This is a genomic window from Nocardiopsis sp. NPDC006938, assembly GCF_042869555.1.
Taxonomy (GTDB): Bacteria; Actinomycetota; Actinomycetes; order Streptosporangiales; family Streptosporangiaceae; genus Nocardiopsis.
This window is the reverse complement of sequence record NZ_JBIAGA010000003.1, coordinates 401,316-416,263: the sequence shown is the minus strand read 5'-3', so window position 1 is coordinate 416,263 and position 14,948 is coordinate 401,316. Positions and strand designations below refer to the sequence as shown.

Sequence of the window (14,948 nt, the reverse complement as noted above, 5' to 3'; positions counted from 1 at the left end):
GTGTCGAGTTGATGCGCCAGATCCACGCCCTGGGGGCCGACCTCCGGGACGGCCTGCACGGGCGCGGCGCGCACTCCGCGGCCCGTCGCCTGCGCCAGGTCCTGGCCGTGGACGGGGTGCTCCTCGCCGATCTCGACGGAACGGTCGCCTCCCACGGGAGCCAACCGGCCCCCGCCGAGGTCGAAGCCGTGCTGTGCCAGGTGTTCGAGTACGGCGGCACCGTCCGCGCCCGGCTGCCCGACGCCACCTCGGTGTGCGCCGTCCCACTGACCGTCGCCGACGAGCTCTCGGGCGCCCTCGTGGCCTCGGGGCACCCGGTGGAGGCCGACGTGGAGGCCGCCGCCGCACTGGTCTCCGACTCCCTGGACCACGCCGCCCTGCGGCGTGCCCGTGCCCGGATCGCCGCCGCCGACCTGCGGACCCTGCGCGCACAGATCTCCCCGCACTTCGTGCACAACGCGCTCGCGGTGATCGCCGCCCTGGTGCGCACCGACCCCGACCGCGCCCGCCACCTGCTGTCGGACTTCGCCGACTACCTCCGGTACGGGTTCTCGGAGAAGGGCGACTACGCCACGGTCTCCGACGAGCTGGAGGCCACCCAGACCTACCTCGAACTCCAGCGGGCCCGTTTCCACGACCGCCTCGACATCACCGTGCGGATGGCCCCCGAGGTGCTTCCCGTGGCCATCCCCTTCCTGGTGGTGCAGCCGATCGTGGAGAACGCGATCCGGCACGGCCTGGAGCGCAAGGAGGGGACGGGGCACATCAGCGTCTCCGGGTTCGGCGAGGGGCCCCTGTGCGTGATCGAGATCGAGGACGACGGCGTGGGCATGCACCCCGAACTGGCCCGAGCACTGCTCGCCGGGACCGGCCCCGAGTCCCGGGGCGTCGGCCTGGCCAACGTCGACCAGAGGCTGCGCGCGGTCTACGGGCCCGAGTACGGTCTGGTGATCGAGACCGCGCTGGGAGAAGGGACGAAGGTGACCGTGCGCGTACCCAGGTTCGCCCCCGGGGTGGTGGTCCTGTGAAGCCCGAACTCCGTGTGCTGGTGGTGGAGGACGAGTCGTCCACCCGGCAGGAGATGGCCGCGCTGCTGGGCGACATGCCCGAGGTGGCGGAGGTCCTGGTGGCCTCCAACGGCGCCACCGCCGTGCGTCTGCTGGGCACGACCAGTATCGACGCCGCCTTCCTCGACATCCTCATGCCGGGACTGGACGGCATGGACGTGGCCCGGGTGCTGAGCGTGATGTCCGAACCGCCGTCCATCGTGTTCGTGACCGCCTCCGAGGCGCACGCCGTGGAGGCCTTCGGGATCGGCGCCGTCGACTACCTGCTCAAACCCATCCGCCCGGAGCGGCTGGCCGAGGCCGTGGGGCGGATCGCCCAGCTGCGCGGCTCCGGTGGCGGCACCTCACCGGCCGAGGACCTGCACGTGGTGCAGATCGACACCGGCCGCCGCACCGTCTTCGTCAAACGCGACGACGTGCAGTTCGTGGAGGCCCAGGGCGACTACGTGCGGCTGCACACGGCCGAGGGCACGCACCTGATCCGGCTGTCGCTGTCGTACCTGGAGGAGGTGTGGGCGCCGGCGGGGTTCGTGCGCGTGCACCGGGGGTTCCTCATCGCCATTCCGTGGGTGCGGGACCTGCGGGTGACCTCCTCCTCCGGGCTGGTGGCCGGGACACCCGCCGGGGACGTCCCGGTGAGCCGACGCCACAGCCGCCACCTGCGCGCCCAGCTCATGGAGGCGGCCCGGCGCGACCAGTTGGGCCGTTCGGCCCGCCCGCCGGGAACGGTCAAGGAGCAGCAGTGACCTCCGGTCGGGGGCGGGGATGAGCCCGCGCCGGGAGAAGCTCACCAGCCCGCAGACCCGTATCGCGCTGACGCGCGGCAACCGGCCCGCGCACCATCTCATCCCGGTGCCGGAGCCCGTGGACGCCGAGGCCGCGCGGCGGCTCTTCCGGGCGCAGCGGCGCACCGCGGTGCGCACCGTGGTGCTGCTGGCGGTGGTGCTCTTCGGGTTGAGCGGGGCCTTCGCCCTGTTCCCCGAACTGGGCCGGGTGCGTCTGGCCGAGGTGCCCGTCTCGTGGCTGCTGCTGACGGTGGCGGTGTACCCGCTGCTGTTCGGGCTGGCCCTGTGGCACGTGCGCGGGGCGGAGCGCCTGGAGGAGCGGGCCGAGGCGCGCGCGGCCGACCGGGCCCGGGGCACCGGCCGGGGCGGGGAGGACGTCGCGGGCGGGACCGGAACCGGCGGGGCGGGCGGGTTCGTGGGAGCGGGCGGGTCGGTCCAGGCCGGAGGGAGCGGCCGGGCGGGCGGGGAGCGCCCGCCCGACACCGCCGCGGACCACGGGAGGACACCGTGACCACGGCGGTGCTGGCGATCGGTCTGGTCCTGGTCACCAGCCTGGTCATCGGGGTGTACGGGGTGCGGGCGGCCCGGTCGACCTCGGACTTCCTGGTGGCCTCGCGACGGGTGTCACCGAACTGGAACGCCCTCGCCATCGCGGGCGAGTACCTGTCGGCCGCGTCGGTGCTGGGCCTGGCCGGGCTCCTACTCAAGAACGGGCTGGGCACCATGTGGTACGCGGTGGGGTTCACCGCGGGCTACGTGGCGGTGGTGGCGCTGGTCGCCGGTCCCATGCGCCGCTCGGGGGCGTTCACCGTGCCCGACTTCGCCGAGTACCGGCTGGGCGCGCCCCGGCTGCGCAAGCTCTGCGGGTGCGTGGTGCTGGTGATCATGCTGCTGTACCTGGTGCCGCAGTTCAAGGGCGCCGGGGTGGTGCTGAGCCTGGTCAGCGGCACGCCGTACTGGGTGGGTGTGCTGCTCGCGGGACTGGTGGTGAGCGGTTCCATCGCGGCGGGCGGGATGCGCTCGGCCACCTACGTGCAGGCCTTCCACTACGTCGTGAAACTGGCGTTCCTCGCCGTGCCCGCGATCTTCCTCGTCGTGCACGCGGGCGCCGACACCCGTGCCGAGGCTCTGCACCCCGAGTGGGGCACCCACTTCCCCCGGGACACTCCGGTGGAGTTCACCGTGGCCACCGAGTTCGCTCTGGACCGGGCCGTCACCGTCACCACCCCCGACGGCGGGGAGCGGGTGCTGGCCGCGGGTACGCACGCGGTCGACGCGGGCACGGAGTTCGTGTTCCCGGAGGGGGCCGTCATCCCGCACCCGGAGGGTCTGCCGGAGCTGGGGAGCGAGCGGTGGAGCGCCCCGTTGCTGGACGTGGGCGGGTACCCGCTCTTCGAGACGTGGTCGACCCTGCTCGCGATCACCCTCGGATGCATGGGTCTGCCGCACGTCATCATGCGCTTCCACACCAGCCCGACCGCACGGACGGCCCGCCGGGTGGCGGTCGGCGTGATCGCCCTGCTCGGACTCTTCTACCTGTTCCCCACGGTCTACGGCCTGCTGGGGCGCGTGCTCACGCCGCAGCTGGTGCTGCTCCAGGGAACGGACACGGTGGCGGTGGTGCTGCCCGCGGAGGCGGTCCCCGGCTCGGCGGGCACGATGCTCACGGCGCTGGTGGCGGCGGGGGCGTTCGGCGCGTTCCTGTCGACCTCGTCCGGGCTGTTGCTGGCGCTGGCCGGGGGGCTGTCCCACGACCTGTTCCGGGGAAGCGTGCCCCGGTTGCGGTTGGCGGTGGCGGTGGGCGCGTGCGTGGCGGTGCTGTTGGCGCTGCCCGCGCAGGCGATCGACATCAACGTGTTGGTGGTGTGGGCGTTCACGGTGGCGGCGTCGACGTTCTGTCCCTTGCTGGTGCTGGGGATCTGGTGGCGTCGGCTCACGCTGCCGGGGGCGGTGGCCGGGCTGGTCGTGGGCGGGGTCACCGCGACCGGCGCCGTCGGCTGGTCCATCCTGTTCGCCACCCCCGGGGGCTGGGTCACCGTTCTCCTGGCCCAACCGGCGGCCTGGACGATCCCGCTGGCGTTCCTCACGATGGTGGTGGTCTCCCTGCGCACCCGCCCTCCGGAGTGGGCCGAGCACGCGGTACTGCGCCTGCACTCCCCGTAGGCGGTTTCCGGGCGTGGGCGCCGGTGTGGAAGGGGCGGGGTCGTGCCTGGCGCGGGTGGGAGCGGGTCGACGGGACGAAGGGCCTTGGTTCGCCGGAAGGACGGTTGGTAGGTTCACAGCACCCCCGCGCGAACCCACCACCGGAGGACGAAGTGCCCTTATCTTCCCCCCACCCGAAGCTCCCGGCCCGCCTCACGGCGCTGACCGCCCTGGTCACGGCCACTGTCCTCCTGGTTCCCGGTACCGCCAGCGCCGAGATGGGCGAGGTCCGGACCGAGAGCCAGGAGATCATCGTCACCGACGAGGGCGTCTACGAGGTCGGCGAGGACGTGGAGAGCCTGGAGGCGTTCCTGGAGGAGAACCCCGAGTACGCTCCGGCCGACGAGGACTCCGACCCGATCGGCGCCCGCGCCACCACCGGCCTCCCCATCACCCACGGCACCTTGACCACGAGCACCACCGGGTGCAAGAGCGCGACGGTCACCTACCGCAAGACCACCGGAACCCCGGTGACCATCAGGTTCTCCGTCGCCCAACTGGGCAGCCTCACCCGCAACGGGCCCACGCACACCATCAGGGCGGGCCAGACCCGCAGTTTCACGTCCAACCTCTCCCCCATCGGCAACGTCCAGGGCCGTATGCGGGTGGACGAGCAGAACAAGACGTTCGTCAACGGGTTCATCAGCTGCCGGTGACCCCGGTGCGCGGGCAGGTCGGGACCCGGGCCCGGTGACGCGGAGGGGCGGGCGCCGTGGCGACCGCCCCTCCACCGGGACACCGATTCCGACCTGTGGCGGGACCCCCACCCCGTAGCATCACGGTGTGAACAGACCTCAGTACGCGGGGTCACGAACCCGCTCCTCTCCCACACCCCGACTCCCGTCCGGGGCCCACCTCGCGCGCAGGCGCGCCCCCGTGGGCCGCGAACGGACCGCCGCCCTCCTCGCCCTGGCGGCGGCGGGGGCGCTCGCGTTCGCATGGGGGTCCGCCCCGGCCCTCGCACGAGCGGCCTCCGTCCCCGAATCCCCGGCGGCGGCCGGGCAGGCACGGACCGGAGACGGCTCCTCCCAGGTGGACGCGGGACCCGGCGGCGCCCACACGCAGAGCACCGAGGGGTACGTCAACGTCGTCCCCGGATCGCACGTCCTGGTGTGCACCAACGGCGCCCACGTGGTCATCCACGCGGGGCAGGCGCCCACGTGCCCCCAGCCCCCGCCGCTCCCGGAGCCGGAGGAACCCCCCGCATCCCAGCCGCCCGCGCCGGAACAACCCGTTCCACCCGAACGGCAGGAGCCCCAGGCTCCCCCCGGCCCACCCGAGCCCGGCACGCCCGGAGACGACGCACCCGAGCCGGAAGCCTCCCCGACACCCTCCGAGTCGGCCCCCGCCTCGGACCCGGCTCCGCCCGACCCCGTACCGGCACCGGAGGCGGACCCGGCCGTCGAGCCGCCGAACGCCCCGCCCCCGGCGGCCGTGCGGGCGGAGATCCTGGCCGACCCCGGGGTGGCGTCCCCGGAACAGGCGGCGTCGGCGTTCACCCCGATGCGCACGATGATGGTCATCGCGATCGTCGCCGCCGGAGCCGCCGTCGGCGCGGGCCGCGCGGTGGCGGCCTCGTCCGCCGACTGACGCCGGGGCCCGTCCCGCCGGGCACGGCGGGACGGGCCCCGGGGAGCGGTGGCGCCGGACGCCGCTACTACGGCCGGTCCAGGGTGAGGTCGGCGCGGTCGAACGCGGCCACGGCGTCCTCCATCGCGCCCGCGTCGTTGGCCAGAATCCCGTTGTAGGGGTTGCCCATGAACAACAGCAGCACGATCGTGCCGAAGACGAACACCAGGTTCACCGCGGCCCAGAAGTAGGCGGGCCCGGACCCCTTCCGGATCATCGCGAACGGCAGCACCGCGATCACCACGGCCGTCAGCGCCGAGATGGCCAACAGGGCGCTCGGGATCTGGTCCTCGGCCGCGTCGGCGCGCTGACTCCGCGCGTCGCTGAGCTTGGTGACCTCCTGCCGGGCGGTCAGCCGGTCCAGGCCGTCGCCGGTGTCCGACACCGACAGGCCCCGCACCGACCCGGCGAGCAGTGCCAGGTCGTCGTCGCCGCCGGGGCTGAGTTCGCCCTGCGACTCCATCAGGGGCCAGTCGTCCTCGATCACCGTCTCCATGTAGGTGCGCAGCTGGACGCGCACCTGTTCGCCCTCGGCCCCCGGGATCGCGGTGCTGCTCCAGTACAGGGCCTGGGCCGCGCCGGCCTCGGCGATCATGTCGTCCTCGGCCGACTTGTAGTCCTCCCACCCGATGACCACCGCCATTGCCGCGGCGACCAGGTACAGCGACAGCACGCACGGCGCGATGACGACGCCCACCGCGCCACCGGCCGTGTCACCGGTGAGTTGGTAGCGCCGGGCGGCCAGGACGGCGCCGCCGACCATGACGGCCAGAACGGCCACGAGGGAGAGGATGACGGACAACGTGAGCATGTGGTTTTCCCGGATTCTCGGCAGAGGACGGACCATCCTTAGCACGCGGCACCGCGCCCCTTTCGGGGAAATCCGAAAGCGTCACCGGGCCGTGGCCGCCTCCACCGGAGACCTTTCGCCCATGTCCTGACCTGCCCGGACACATCCCCCGCACCGAACCCGCCGTGCCGGGTCGGGCGGCGGGACACGCGAAGAGGGTGCGGACACCGCGGTGTCCGCACCCTCTCGGGAGGTGACCGGCCGAGTGGAGGGGTCGGCCGGTCGGGGGGAGCGCTACTTCTCCAGGCGGTTCAGCAGCGCGTGGTACTCGTCCCAGAGCTCGCTGGGCAGCTGGTCACCGAAGGTCGCGAAGAACTCGGGGACCAGGGCGGCCTCCTTCTTCCAGACCTCCGTGTCGACGTCGAGGACGAACTCCATGTCCTCGGCGGAGACGTCCAGGCCCTCGGTGTCGATGCCGTCCGCCGTCGGCAGGTAGCCGATGGGGGTCTCGACCGCGGCGGCCTCGCCCTCCAGGCGGTCGACGATCCACTTGATGACCCGGCTGTTCTCGCCGAAGCCCGGCCACACGATCTTGCCGTCGGCGTTCTTCTTGAACCAGTTGACGTAGAAGATCTTCGGCAGCTTGGAGGCGTCGGCCTGCTTGCCGACCCGCACCCAGTGGGCGAAGTAGTCGCCCATGTTGTAACCGCAGAAGGGCAGCATCGCGAACGGGTCGCGGCGCAGCTCGCCGACCGAGCCCTCCTGGGCGGCGGTCTTCTCCGAGGAGACGTTGGCGCCCAGGTACACGCCGTGCTGCCAGCTGAAGGACTCGGACACCAGCGGCACCGCGGTGGCGCGACGGCCGCCGAAGAGGATCGCGGAGATCGGGACGCCGGCCGGGTCCTCCCACTCGTCGGCGATGGTCGGGGCCTGCCCCGCCGGGGTCGTGAAACGGGAGTTCGGGTGGGCGGCGGGCTCCGGGGACTCGGGGGTCCACGGCCGGCCCTTCCAGTCGGTGAGGCGCGCCGGGGGCTCCTCGGTCAGGCCCTCCCACCACACGTCGCCGTCCTCGGTGAGCGCGACGTTGGTGAAGATGCTGTTGCCGTGGAGGGTCTCCACCGCGTTGGCGTTGGTCTTGGCGCCGGTGCCGGGCGCGACGCCGAAGAAGCCCGCCTCGGGGTTGATGGCGCGCAGCTGTCCGTCGGCGCCGAAGCGCATCCAGGCGATGTCGTCGCCGACGGTCTCGACCTTCCAGCCGGGGATGGTCGGCTGGAGCATGGCCAGGTTGGTCTTGCCGCAGGCGCTCGGGAACGCGGCGGCGACGTAGTGGGACTTCCCCGCGGGGGAGGTCACCTTGAGGATGAGCATGTGCTCGGCGAGCCAGCCCTCGTCGCGGGCCATCACCGAGGCGATGCGCAGCGCGTAGCACTTCTTGCCGAGCAGGGCGTTGCCGCCGTAGCCGGAGCCGTAGGACCAGATCTCACGGGTCTCGGGGAAGTGCGAGATGTACTTGGTGGAGTTGCAGGGCCAGGCGACGTCCTGCTGGCCGGGCTCCAGAGGGGCGCCGACGGAGTGGACGGCCTTGACGAACTCGCCGCGCTCCTCGATGAGGCGCAGGGCGGCGGCGCCCATGCGGGCCATGATGCGCATGGAGACGACGACGTACGCGGAGTCGGTGATCTCGACACCGAGCTGGGAGATGTCGCCGCCGAGCGGGCCCATGCAGAAGGGCACGACGTACATGGTGCGGCCGCGCATGGAGCCCTTGAAGACCTCGCCGAAGGTGGCGCGCATCTCGTCGGGGGCGATCCAGTTGTTGGTGGGACCGGCGTCCTCCTCGCGCTCGGAGCAGATGAAGGTGCGGTCCTCGACGCGGGCGACGTCGGTCGGGTCCGACGTGCAGTAGAAGCTGTTGGGGCGCTTCTCGGAGTTGAGGCGGGTGAAGGTGCCCTGCTCGACCAGCTGGTCGGTCAGGCGGGTCCACTCCTCCTCGGAGCCGTCGCACCAGACGACCTCGTCCGGCTGGGTGAGCTCAGCGACCTCACGGACCCAGGAGACGAGTTCCTCGTTCTTGGTCGGGGCGGCGCCCACATCGGTACCCACGTCAGCAGTCACAACGGCTCCTCATCGAATTACGAGATCCCTCGCATCATGAACGACGACCGCCGAAGCTGACCAATTGGACTAGGCCAATGGTCTATACGGCCCCCATGGAGGGAACCGATTCCGCTGCACAGCAAGGGATTCGAGGAGTTCGGGTACGTGCCGGAACACCTCCGCGTGGACCGCGCTCCGGCACTGTTCGAAGCCGGTTTCGCCCGTACCGGGGGCGGAATCGGCGCCCGCACCGACACACGGTGCTGTTCGTCACACAACGGACGGGATGCGCCGAACCCCAGGAATAGACCTCTGTCGCGCGGCGGGGCGCTCAGCGGAGGATGGCGACCGGCCCCCGGGCCCCGTGCAGGACCGAGTGGCTGACCGAACCGAGCAGCAGCCCCCGGAAGCCTCCTCGCCCCCGCGATCCCACCACGATGAGGTCGGCGGGGGTGGCCTCCTCCAGTAGGGCGACGACCGGGTGCGCGCGCACCACGCGGGTGTGGACGCGCACCTCGGGGTGGAGCAGCCGCAGGTCGGCGAGTTCCTCCTCCAGCGCGTGCCGGGCCGCCTCGGCCGCGGTGGCGTCGTCGAACAGTTCCGGCGGGATCGGGCCGGTGGCCGCCGCGAAGGCGACCAGGGGCTGCCAGGCGCTCACCGCGACCAGGTCGGCGTCGGCGAATGCCGCCTGGGAGAAGGCGAACTCCATGGCGTGGCGGCTGGGCCCGGAACCGTCCACCCCCACGATGACGCGGCTGCGGACCCCGTGCGCGGAGGCGTGGTCGCGCGGCAGCACGACCACCGGAACCGGGGAACGGGCGGCCAGCTCGATGCCAACCGACCCCACGAACGCGGCGGCGATCCCGCTCAGCCCGCGCGAGCCCACCACCACGGCCACCGCGTCGGGGGCGGAGGCTTCGGCGACCAGGGCGTCGGCCGGGCGGGCGTGGGAGAGGCGGGTCTGGACGGACAGTTCGGGGAACAGCCGGGACGTCCAGTCGCCCGCGCGGTCGAGCAGGAGTCGGGCGCCCGCCCCGGCGCCGCCCCCGGTGTGTTCCCCAGCGCCGTCCCAGACTCCGAAGTCGTCGGCGGAGACCGGGCCCGCCGCGGCGACGATCCGTACCCCGAGACCACGGAGCGCGGCCTGGTGAGCGGACCACTCCAGGGCGTGCCTGCTGGAGTCGGTGCCGTCCACCCCCACGATCACCCATCGCGCCGTGGCTGCGCCGTTCATCACGTGCGCCCTTCCGTAGGTCGTCGATACCCGTGCGGTTGCCGGACCTACCGGCCGGTGTCCCGCGGTGTTCCACGATGATGCCGCTCGAACACACACCCGTGGATAACAGTGCCGCCGCGAGTTGACCGACACGGGGTGCCGGAACGAACCGTGTTCCGTCGGCGACGGAACGTATGGGCGCGTCGGCGCGTCATAGGAAACGACACGAGTTCCGCCGTGGAGACTGGGGGCGCGATGCCTGACTCGAACAGCGCGACACTGCACTGGGACCACCGGGACGGCCGGGTCGCCGCCGTGGCCGCCGCCGTCGTCTACAGCCTGTGGACCGTGGAGGTCCTGCTCCCCGCCGGTTCCGGGGTGCCCTCAGGGGCCCTCGCCGACCCCCACTCCGCCCTCGGTCAGTTCCTCGACAGCGCGTACCGGACCGCCGCGATCCTGGTGGCCCTCGCCGCCGGGCTGGGCCTGGCGCTGGGGGCCCGGCGTCCGCGCCGCTGGCTCACGCTGTCCTGGTGGTCGATGGCCGTCTTCGGCGCCGCGTCGTTGGCCGCCTCCCTGCTGCCCGGCCGGTGCGTGGTGTCCACCGACGCCGCCTGCACCGTGGAGTCCCTGGTGGAGGGGGTGGAGGGGGCGACGGCGGCGCAGCCGGTGCTGGCCGTGGTCGCCACCCTGGCCGCCTTGGTGGCCTCCGCCGCGCTGACGCTGGACCGCAGGGACGCCGGGGACCGCGCCTGGGCGGTCCTGGCGGTGATCACCGTCGCGCAGGCTGCGGCCGCCGCGGCGGTCCTGGTGCTGGCCGCGCTGGTGTTCGCGGCCTCCGGGGACGGTGCGCCCGGGGTCGCCCTCGGCCTGGCCGAACGCGCCCATCTGGTGACGGTGGCGCTGTGGCTGCTGGCCGCGGGGGTCGTACCGGGGCAGTGGAAGCGCGATCGCCGTCTCCGGACCACGGGCCACCCGACCCGCTGACCGGTGCTCCTTCCGGCGCTCGGCCGGGCGCGGGCCCTGGGCGGGACCGCCCCGCAGCGCTGCGCGGGCGCGGGGCCCACGAGGCTGGGGCACCCCCGGCCCGGGCCGACCCGGCCCGGGGGGACGGGGTTCGGGCCCGCGCGGGTCCCGGGGCCGCGGTACCCGCCATCTCGTGACTCTCACGCGGACCGCTCCGCCTCCCCGAGCACGTGGCCCCGCCACTCCGTGTAGGCCTCCAGCGCGGCCCGGGTCCCGGCGGCCTCCGGCCCCAGGACGGTGGCACACCCCCGGTAGAGGTCGCCGAGCTCGGCCAGGGCGGTGGCCGCGTCCGAGCGCAGGGTGATCACGAACGCCCGGAACATCACGGTCAGCCCGTGGTCGGGCCCCATCACCAGGCCGAACTCGTCGAACAGCTCGGTGAGCCGCCGCTGTCCCTCCTCCCCCGTGAGATCGCCCTGGGCGGCCAGGCGCAGACGGACCAGCAGCACGTTGGGGTGCGACGGCCCCAGTTCCGGCTCCCAGAGCTCGCGCAGACGCTCGTGGACGGCACCCACCCGGCAGTCGCCCCGGGCCTCCATGACCTGCGCGCGGGCGAACAGGGTCGCGGGGTGGTCGTCCCCGTGCAACCGCCTCAGATCGGGCAGCAGCGCCCCCGCCTCGGCGAGCGCCCCGTCCGGGTCCCCCGCGGTCACACGGGCCACAGTGGTCAGGAACCGGGCCTCCACGGTGGACTCGTGACCGGTTCCCAGCACGCGCGCGAGGGCTCCGGTCGCCCCCGCGACCACCGCCCCCGCCGCCTCCGGGTCGCCCAACAGGAACAGCAGGCGCGCCCGACCGACCCGCGCCAGCAGGGTCAGGCGGTGGTCAGGAGCCAGGTGGCGCTCCAGGTCGGGCAGGAGGTCCGCGTAGTCGCGGTCGGCGCCGAGCAGGTCACCGGCGTCCGTACGGTGCTCGGCGAGCAGGCGGCGGGTGTTGAGGACCTCCCGGTGGTGCTCGGGCTGGACCGCCCGCCGGGCCGCGAGCAGGTCCTCCCCGGCCCGGACCGCCCCGACGTGGTCCCCCGCCCGGGACCGCCAGCGCACCAGGAGTACCCGGGCCGCCAGGGTGTCGGGGTGTCCCGGCCCGTGGACGCGTTCGCGGGCGGCGACCTGGTCCGCGCAGGCCCGGGCCGCGCTGGTGGCGTCGCCCGCCCGGGCGTGCCAGCGGATCAGCTCCGCTCGGGCCTCCAGGACGTCCTCGTGGTTGGGACCGAGCGCCCGGCGCTGGCGGACGAGGAGGCGCGCGTAGGCCGCCACGGTCGCGTCGACCCGGTCGGTCTTCCCCGTCCACCAGGCGAACCGCTCGAAGGCGGCCAGCGCCCCCGGGTCGTCGGCGCCCCGGGCCAGCTCGACCGCCTCCGCCAACCGCCGGTAGCTGTCGGCGGCCAGGTCGGTGAGGTCGGACTCGCCCCACAGGCGGGCGATCTCCGCTTGGAGCGCCAGCATGCGCGGGTGTAGCGGTCCGGCGGTGTCCGACAGCCGTCCCGCCGCGCCGCTCAGCGCGATGGCCGCCCCGGCCGGGTCCCCCTGTCCCTCCCGGCACAGGGCCAGGTGCACCCGCAGGCTGAGGGTGTCGGGGTGGTCGGCGCCGAACCGCTCCTCCGCCTCCGCGCACAGCGCCTCCAGTTCGTCGGCCGCGCCGCGTCCGACCGCCCCCCGCACCCGCCGGTCGAAACCCGGGTCGCCGGTGCCGACCGGTTCCCGCAGGTCGTCCAGGACCACACCCCTCATGCCGTTCCCCCTTCCGCGCGTGTGTCCGCACCAGGTCCGACGGCGGGGGCGGGCGCGGGGTTGCACCCGTCTTCGCGTTCCGCCCGTCCCGGGGCGGGACGGCGGGACGGGTCAGCCGAGCGCGTCGGGCAGGGGGCGGGCGTGCACGACGTACAAGGAGCTCACCGCGCGGGTGAGGACCACGTACAGCCGGTTCACGCCGCGCTCCTCGGCCTCCGCGATCGCGGCGGGCTCGGCGACCACCACCGCGTCGAACTCCAGTCCCTTGGCCAGGCTGGCGGGGACCGCCACCAGCCGGGCACCGTCCATGCCGGCCTCTCCCAGGAGCGGGGCGTCCACCCCCGCCGCTTCCAGGGCCTCGCGCAGTCCGGTCAGCTGGTGGTCGGCGGCGATCAGCCCCACCGAGCCCTCTCCCGTGAGCGCGTCCCGGCAGGCCTCGGCGACACCCGCGACGACGTCCCCCTCGGCCGGGAGCAGCCGGAGGGCGCCCGGCGAACGCCGCACCGCCACCGGAGCCCCCAGACCGGGGGCGATGGACGGCAGGAGGCGTGCGGCGAAGTCGATGATCTGCGCCGGAACCCGGTAGCCCCGGTTCAGGGCGTGCAGGTGGCCGGTGGGCTTTCCCAGGTGTTCCAACAGCGTGCTCCAGCTCCGGGCCGCCGAGGGGCTGGTGCCCTGGGCCACGTCGCCCAGCACGGTGAGCGAACCGGAACCGGCGCGGCGGCCGATCGCACGGCACTGCATGGGGCTCAGGTCCTGGGCCTCGTCCACGACCACGTGGCCCAGCCCCGGGACCCGTTCGATCAGCGCCGCCGCCTCGTCCACCAGGGCCAGGTCCTCTTCGGACCACCGCGCCGACTTGGGGCCGCGCGGGTTCCCGGGCAGCAGCAGGGTCCGCTGTTCCTCGGGGCTGAGCAGGCCGTCGGCGGCGCGGGCCAGGCGTTCGGGGTCGGTGAGCAGGCCCAGGACCAGCCGGAGCGGGTCCGCCTTGGGCCACAGGGCCGTGACGGCCGCCCGCACCGCCGGGTCGCGGCGCACCCGCGTGTGGGTGCGGTCGTCACAGACCTGCCCCTCGGCCTCCATGAGGCTCAGGACGGCGTGCGCCATGCGGTGGGACAGCAGCTCGCGCCCCGAGCCGTAGGCCACACCGCGCTCGGACAGCTCGTCGAGGAGGGGGCGCAGGTCCTCCGGATAGAGCCGATAGCGGCGTGCGCCCTGGCGCACCACCACGGCCTCCTGCGGGGTGCGCAGGTGCCACCACAGGTCACGGCGGAGCACCTCGGCCATGACGGCCGATCCCTTGGTGCGGGCCGCCTCGGGGGTCTCCGTACGGCGCACCCACCCCTGGGCGGGACGCGACCGCTCCGGCAGGTCCCGGGTGAGGAGCTCGTTGACGGTGGTCTGGTGCACGTCCACCTCTCCGAGCGCGGGGAGCACGTCCTGGATGTAGGAGAGGAACGACCGGTTGGGGCCGACGATCGCCACACCGTAGCGGGAGAGGCGTTCGCGCTCGCTGTACAGCAGGAAGGCGATGCGGTGCAGGCCCACGGCGGTCTTGCCGGTGCCGGGCGCGCCCTGCACGCACAGGGTGGTCTCCAGGGGAGCGCGGACCAGCACGTCCTGTTCGGGCTGGATCGTGGCGACGATGTCCCGCATGGGGCCGGTGCGCGGGCGCTCGATCTCGGAGTCGAGGAGCTGGCTGCCCGAAGAGGCCTCGGGGGCCCGGGCCCCGGCCATGAGGTCCTCGTCCTCGAAGGCGGTGAGGACCGACTCCGGCTCGCCGTCCTCGCCGACGACGGTGCCGAACCCGTAGCGGCGGCGGACCCGCACGGCCATGCGATCGGCGGGGGAGGCCTGGTAGTAGGCGACGCTGATCGGGGCCCGCCAGTCGAGGACGACGGGGCGGCCGTGGCCGTCGTGCACATGGCGGCGGCCGATGTGGATGCGGTCGGGTTCGTCGGCGGGGCCGTGCGGGGACCGGTCGTCGGGGACGTCGTCGAGGAAGACCGTTCCGGGCTCGAAGTCCATGCGCCCGAAGTACAGCGGGGCACCGGGGATGTCGGCCAGCGCGGCCAGCCGCCGTTCGCGGCCGCGGCGCAGGGCGGCGTCGGTGACCTTGTCCTTGGCGGCGTCGCCGAAGAGGAGCTCGGTGGTGTCGACCGTCTCGCGCATGCGGCGCAGTGCGGTGCGGGCGTCGGCGAGCGCGCGCCTCTCGGCGGCGATCTCCGGGTCCGCGGGTACGGCTGAGGAATCGATGATGGTCATGGCGGACCTCGTGGTTCGGTGGGACGGGACGCGGCCTCACGCGTGCGCGCGGTCCCGCCCCGGTCGCCGCGAGGGCCCGGTTCGTTCCGATCCATGAGCGCGCACCACGCCCGGACGGGGCGGTGATGCCGAACCCGTGAGCCT

General features: G+C 73.7%; 11 protein-coding genes and 1 pseudogene. 7 read left to right on the top strand and 5 right to left on the bottom strand.

From position 1 onward, the window contains the following. The first annotated feature begins 11 nt into the window (after positions 1 to 11). The 6 genes and pseudogenes from ACFYL4_RS07335 to ACFYL4_RS07310 all read left to right on the top strand — a co-directional run bounded on the left by ACFYL4_RS07335 (position 12) and on the right by ACFYL4_RS07310 (position 5,644). Complete coding sequence (locus ACFYL4_RS07335) at positions 12 to 1,028, top strand: sensor histidine kinase (RefSeq protein ID WP_387517139.1); 1,017 nt, start codon at positions 12 to 14, stop codon at positions 1,026 to 1,028. Next, positions 1,025 to 1,813 (top strand): LytR/AlgR family response regulator transcription factor, encoded by a 789-nt coding sequence (locus ACFYL4_RS07330; protein ID WP_387517137.1) that lies wholly within the window; start codon positions 1,025 to 1,027, stop codon positions 1,811 to 1,813. The genes ACFYL4_RS07335 and ACFYL4_RS07330 overlap by 4 nt, the downstream gene beginning before the upstream one ends. 19 nt (positions 1,814 to 1,832) lie before the next feature. After that, positions 1,833 to 2,243 (top strand): annotated as a pseudogene (locus tag ACFYL4_RS07325) (hypothetical protein); the annotation flags it as partial. Positions 2,244 to 2,359: 116 nt separating this feature from the next. After that, on the top strand, positions 2,360 to 4,015 hold the full coding sequence (locus tag ACFYL4_RS07320; protein ID WP_387517135.1) for a cation acetate symporter: 1,656 nt from the start codon (positions 2,360 to 2,362) through the stop codon (positions 4,013 to 4,015). Positions 4,016 to 4,167: 152 nt separating this feature from the next. Further along, positions 4,168 to 4,710 (top strand): hypothetical protein, encoded by a 543-nt coding sequence (locus tag ACFYL4_RS07315; RefSeq protein ID WP_357769688.1) that lies wholly within the window; start codon positions 4,168 to 4,170, stop codon positions 4,708 to 4,710. 127 nt (positions 4,711 to 4,837) lie between these two features. Then, the gene (locus ACFYL4_RS07310) at positions 4,838 to 5,644 is read left to right on the top strand and encodes a hypothetical protein (protein ID WP_387517133.1); all 807 of its coding nucleotides are present in this window, start codon (positions 4,838 to 4,840) and stop codon (positions 5,642 to 5,644) included. 67 nt (positions 5,645 to 5,711) lie between these two features. Here the strand turns inward: ACFYL4_RS07310 and ACFYL4_RS07305 are convergent, their stop codons facing one another. The 3 genes from ACFYL4_RS07305 to ACFYL4_RS07295 form a co-directional block, all read right to left on the bottom strand. Further along, a complete protein-coding gene (locus tag ACFYL4_RS07305; protein WP_357768521.1) occupies positions 5,712 to 6,494 on the bottom strand; it encodes a hypothetical protein in 783 nt (260 codons plus the stop codon). A 273-nt stretch (positions 6,495 to 6,767) separates the two neighbouring features. Continuing rightward, on the bottom strand, positions 6,768 to 8,576 hold the full coding sequence (locus tag ACFYL4_RS07300; RefSeq protein ID WP_357768527.1) for a phosphoenolpyruvate carboxykinase (GTP): 1,809 nt from the start codon (positions 8,574 to 8,576) through the stop codon (positions 6,768 to 6,770). 325 nt (positions 8,577 to 8,901) lie between these two features. Then, positions 8,902 to 9,804 (bottom strand): universal stress protein, encoded by a 903-nt coding sequence (locus ACFYL4_RS07295; protein ID WP_357768519.1) that lies wholly within the window; start codon positions 9,802 to 9,804, stop codon positions 8,902 to 8,904. A gap of 237 nt (positions 9,805 to 10,041) precedes the next feature. Between ACFYL4_RS07295 and ACFYL4_RS07290 the strand changes: the two genes are divergently transcribed. After that, complete coding sequence (locus tag ACFYL4_RS07290) at positions 10,042 to 10,770, top strand: DUF998 domain-containing protein (protein ID WP_357768517.1); 729 nt, start codon at positions 10,042 to 10,044, stop codon at positions 10,768 to 10,770. Positions 10,771 to 10,949: 179 nt separating this feature from the next. On the opposite strand, the gene ACFYL4_RS07285 is transcribed toward ACFYL4_RS07290, so the two are convergent. After that, entirely contained in the window at positions 10,950 to 12,539 is a 1,590-nt protein-coding gene (locus ACFYL4_RS07285; RefSeq protein ID WP_357768516.1) for a tetratricopeptide repeat protein, read from the bottom strand. 111 nt (positions 12,540 to 12,650) lie between these two features. Further along, positions 12,651 to 14,804: a HelD family protein gene (locus tag ACFYL4_RS07280; protein ID WP_387517130.1), complete on the bottom strand. Its 2,154-nt coding sequence runs from the start codon at positions 14,802 to 14,804 to the stop codon at positions 12,651 to 12,653. Between the last annotated feature and the right edge of the window lie 144 nt (positions 14,805 to 14,948).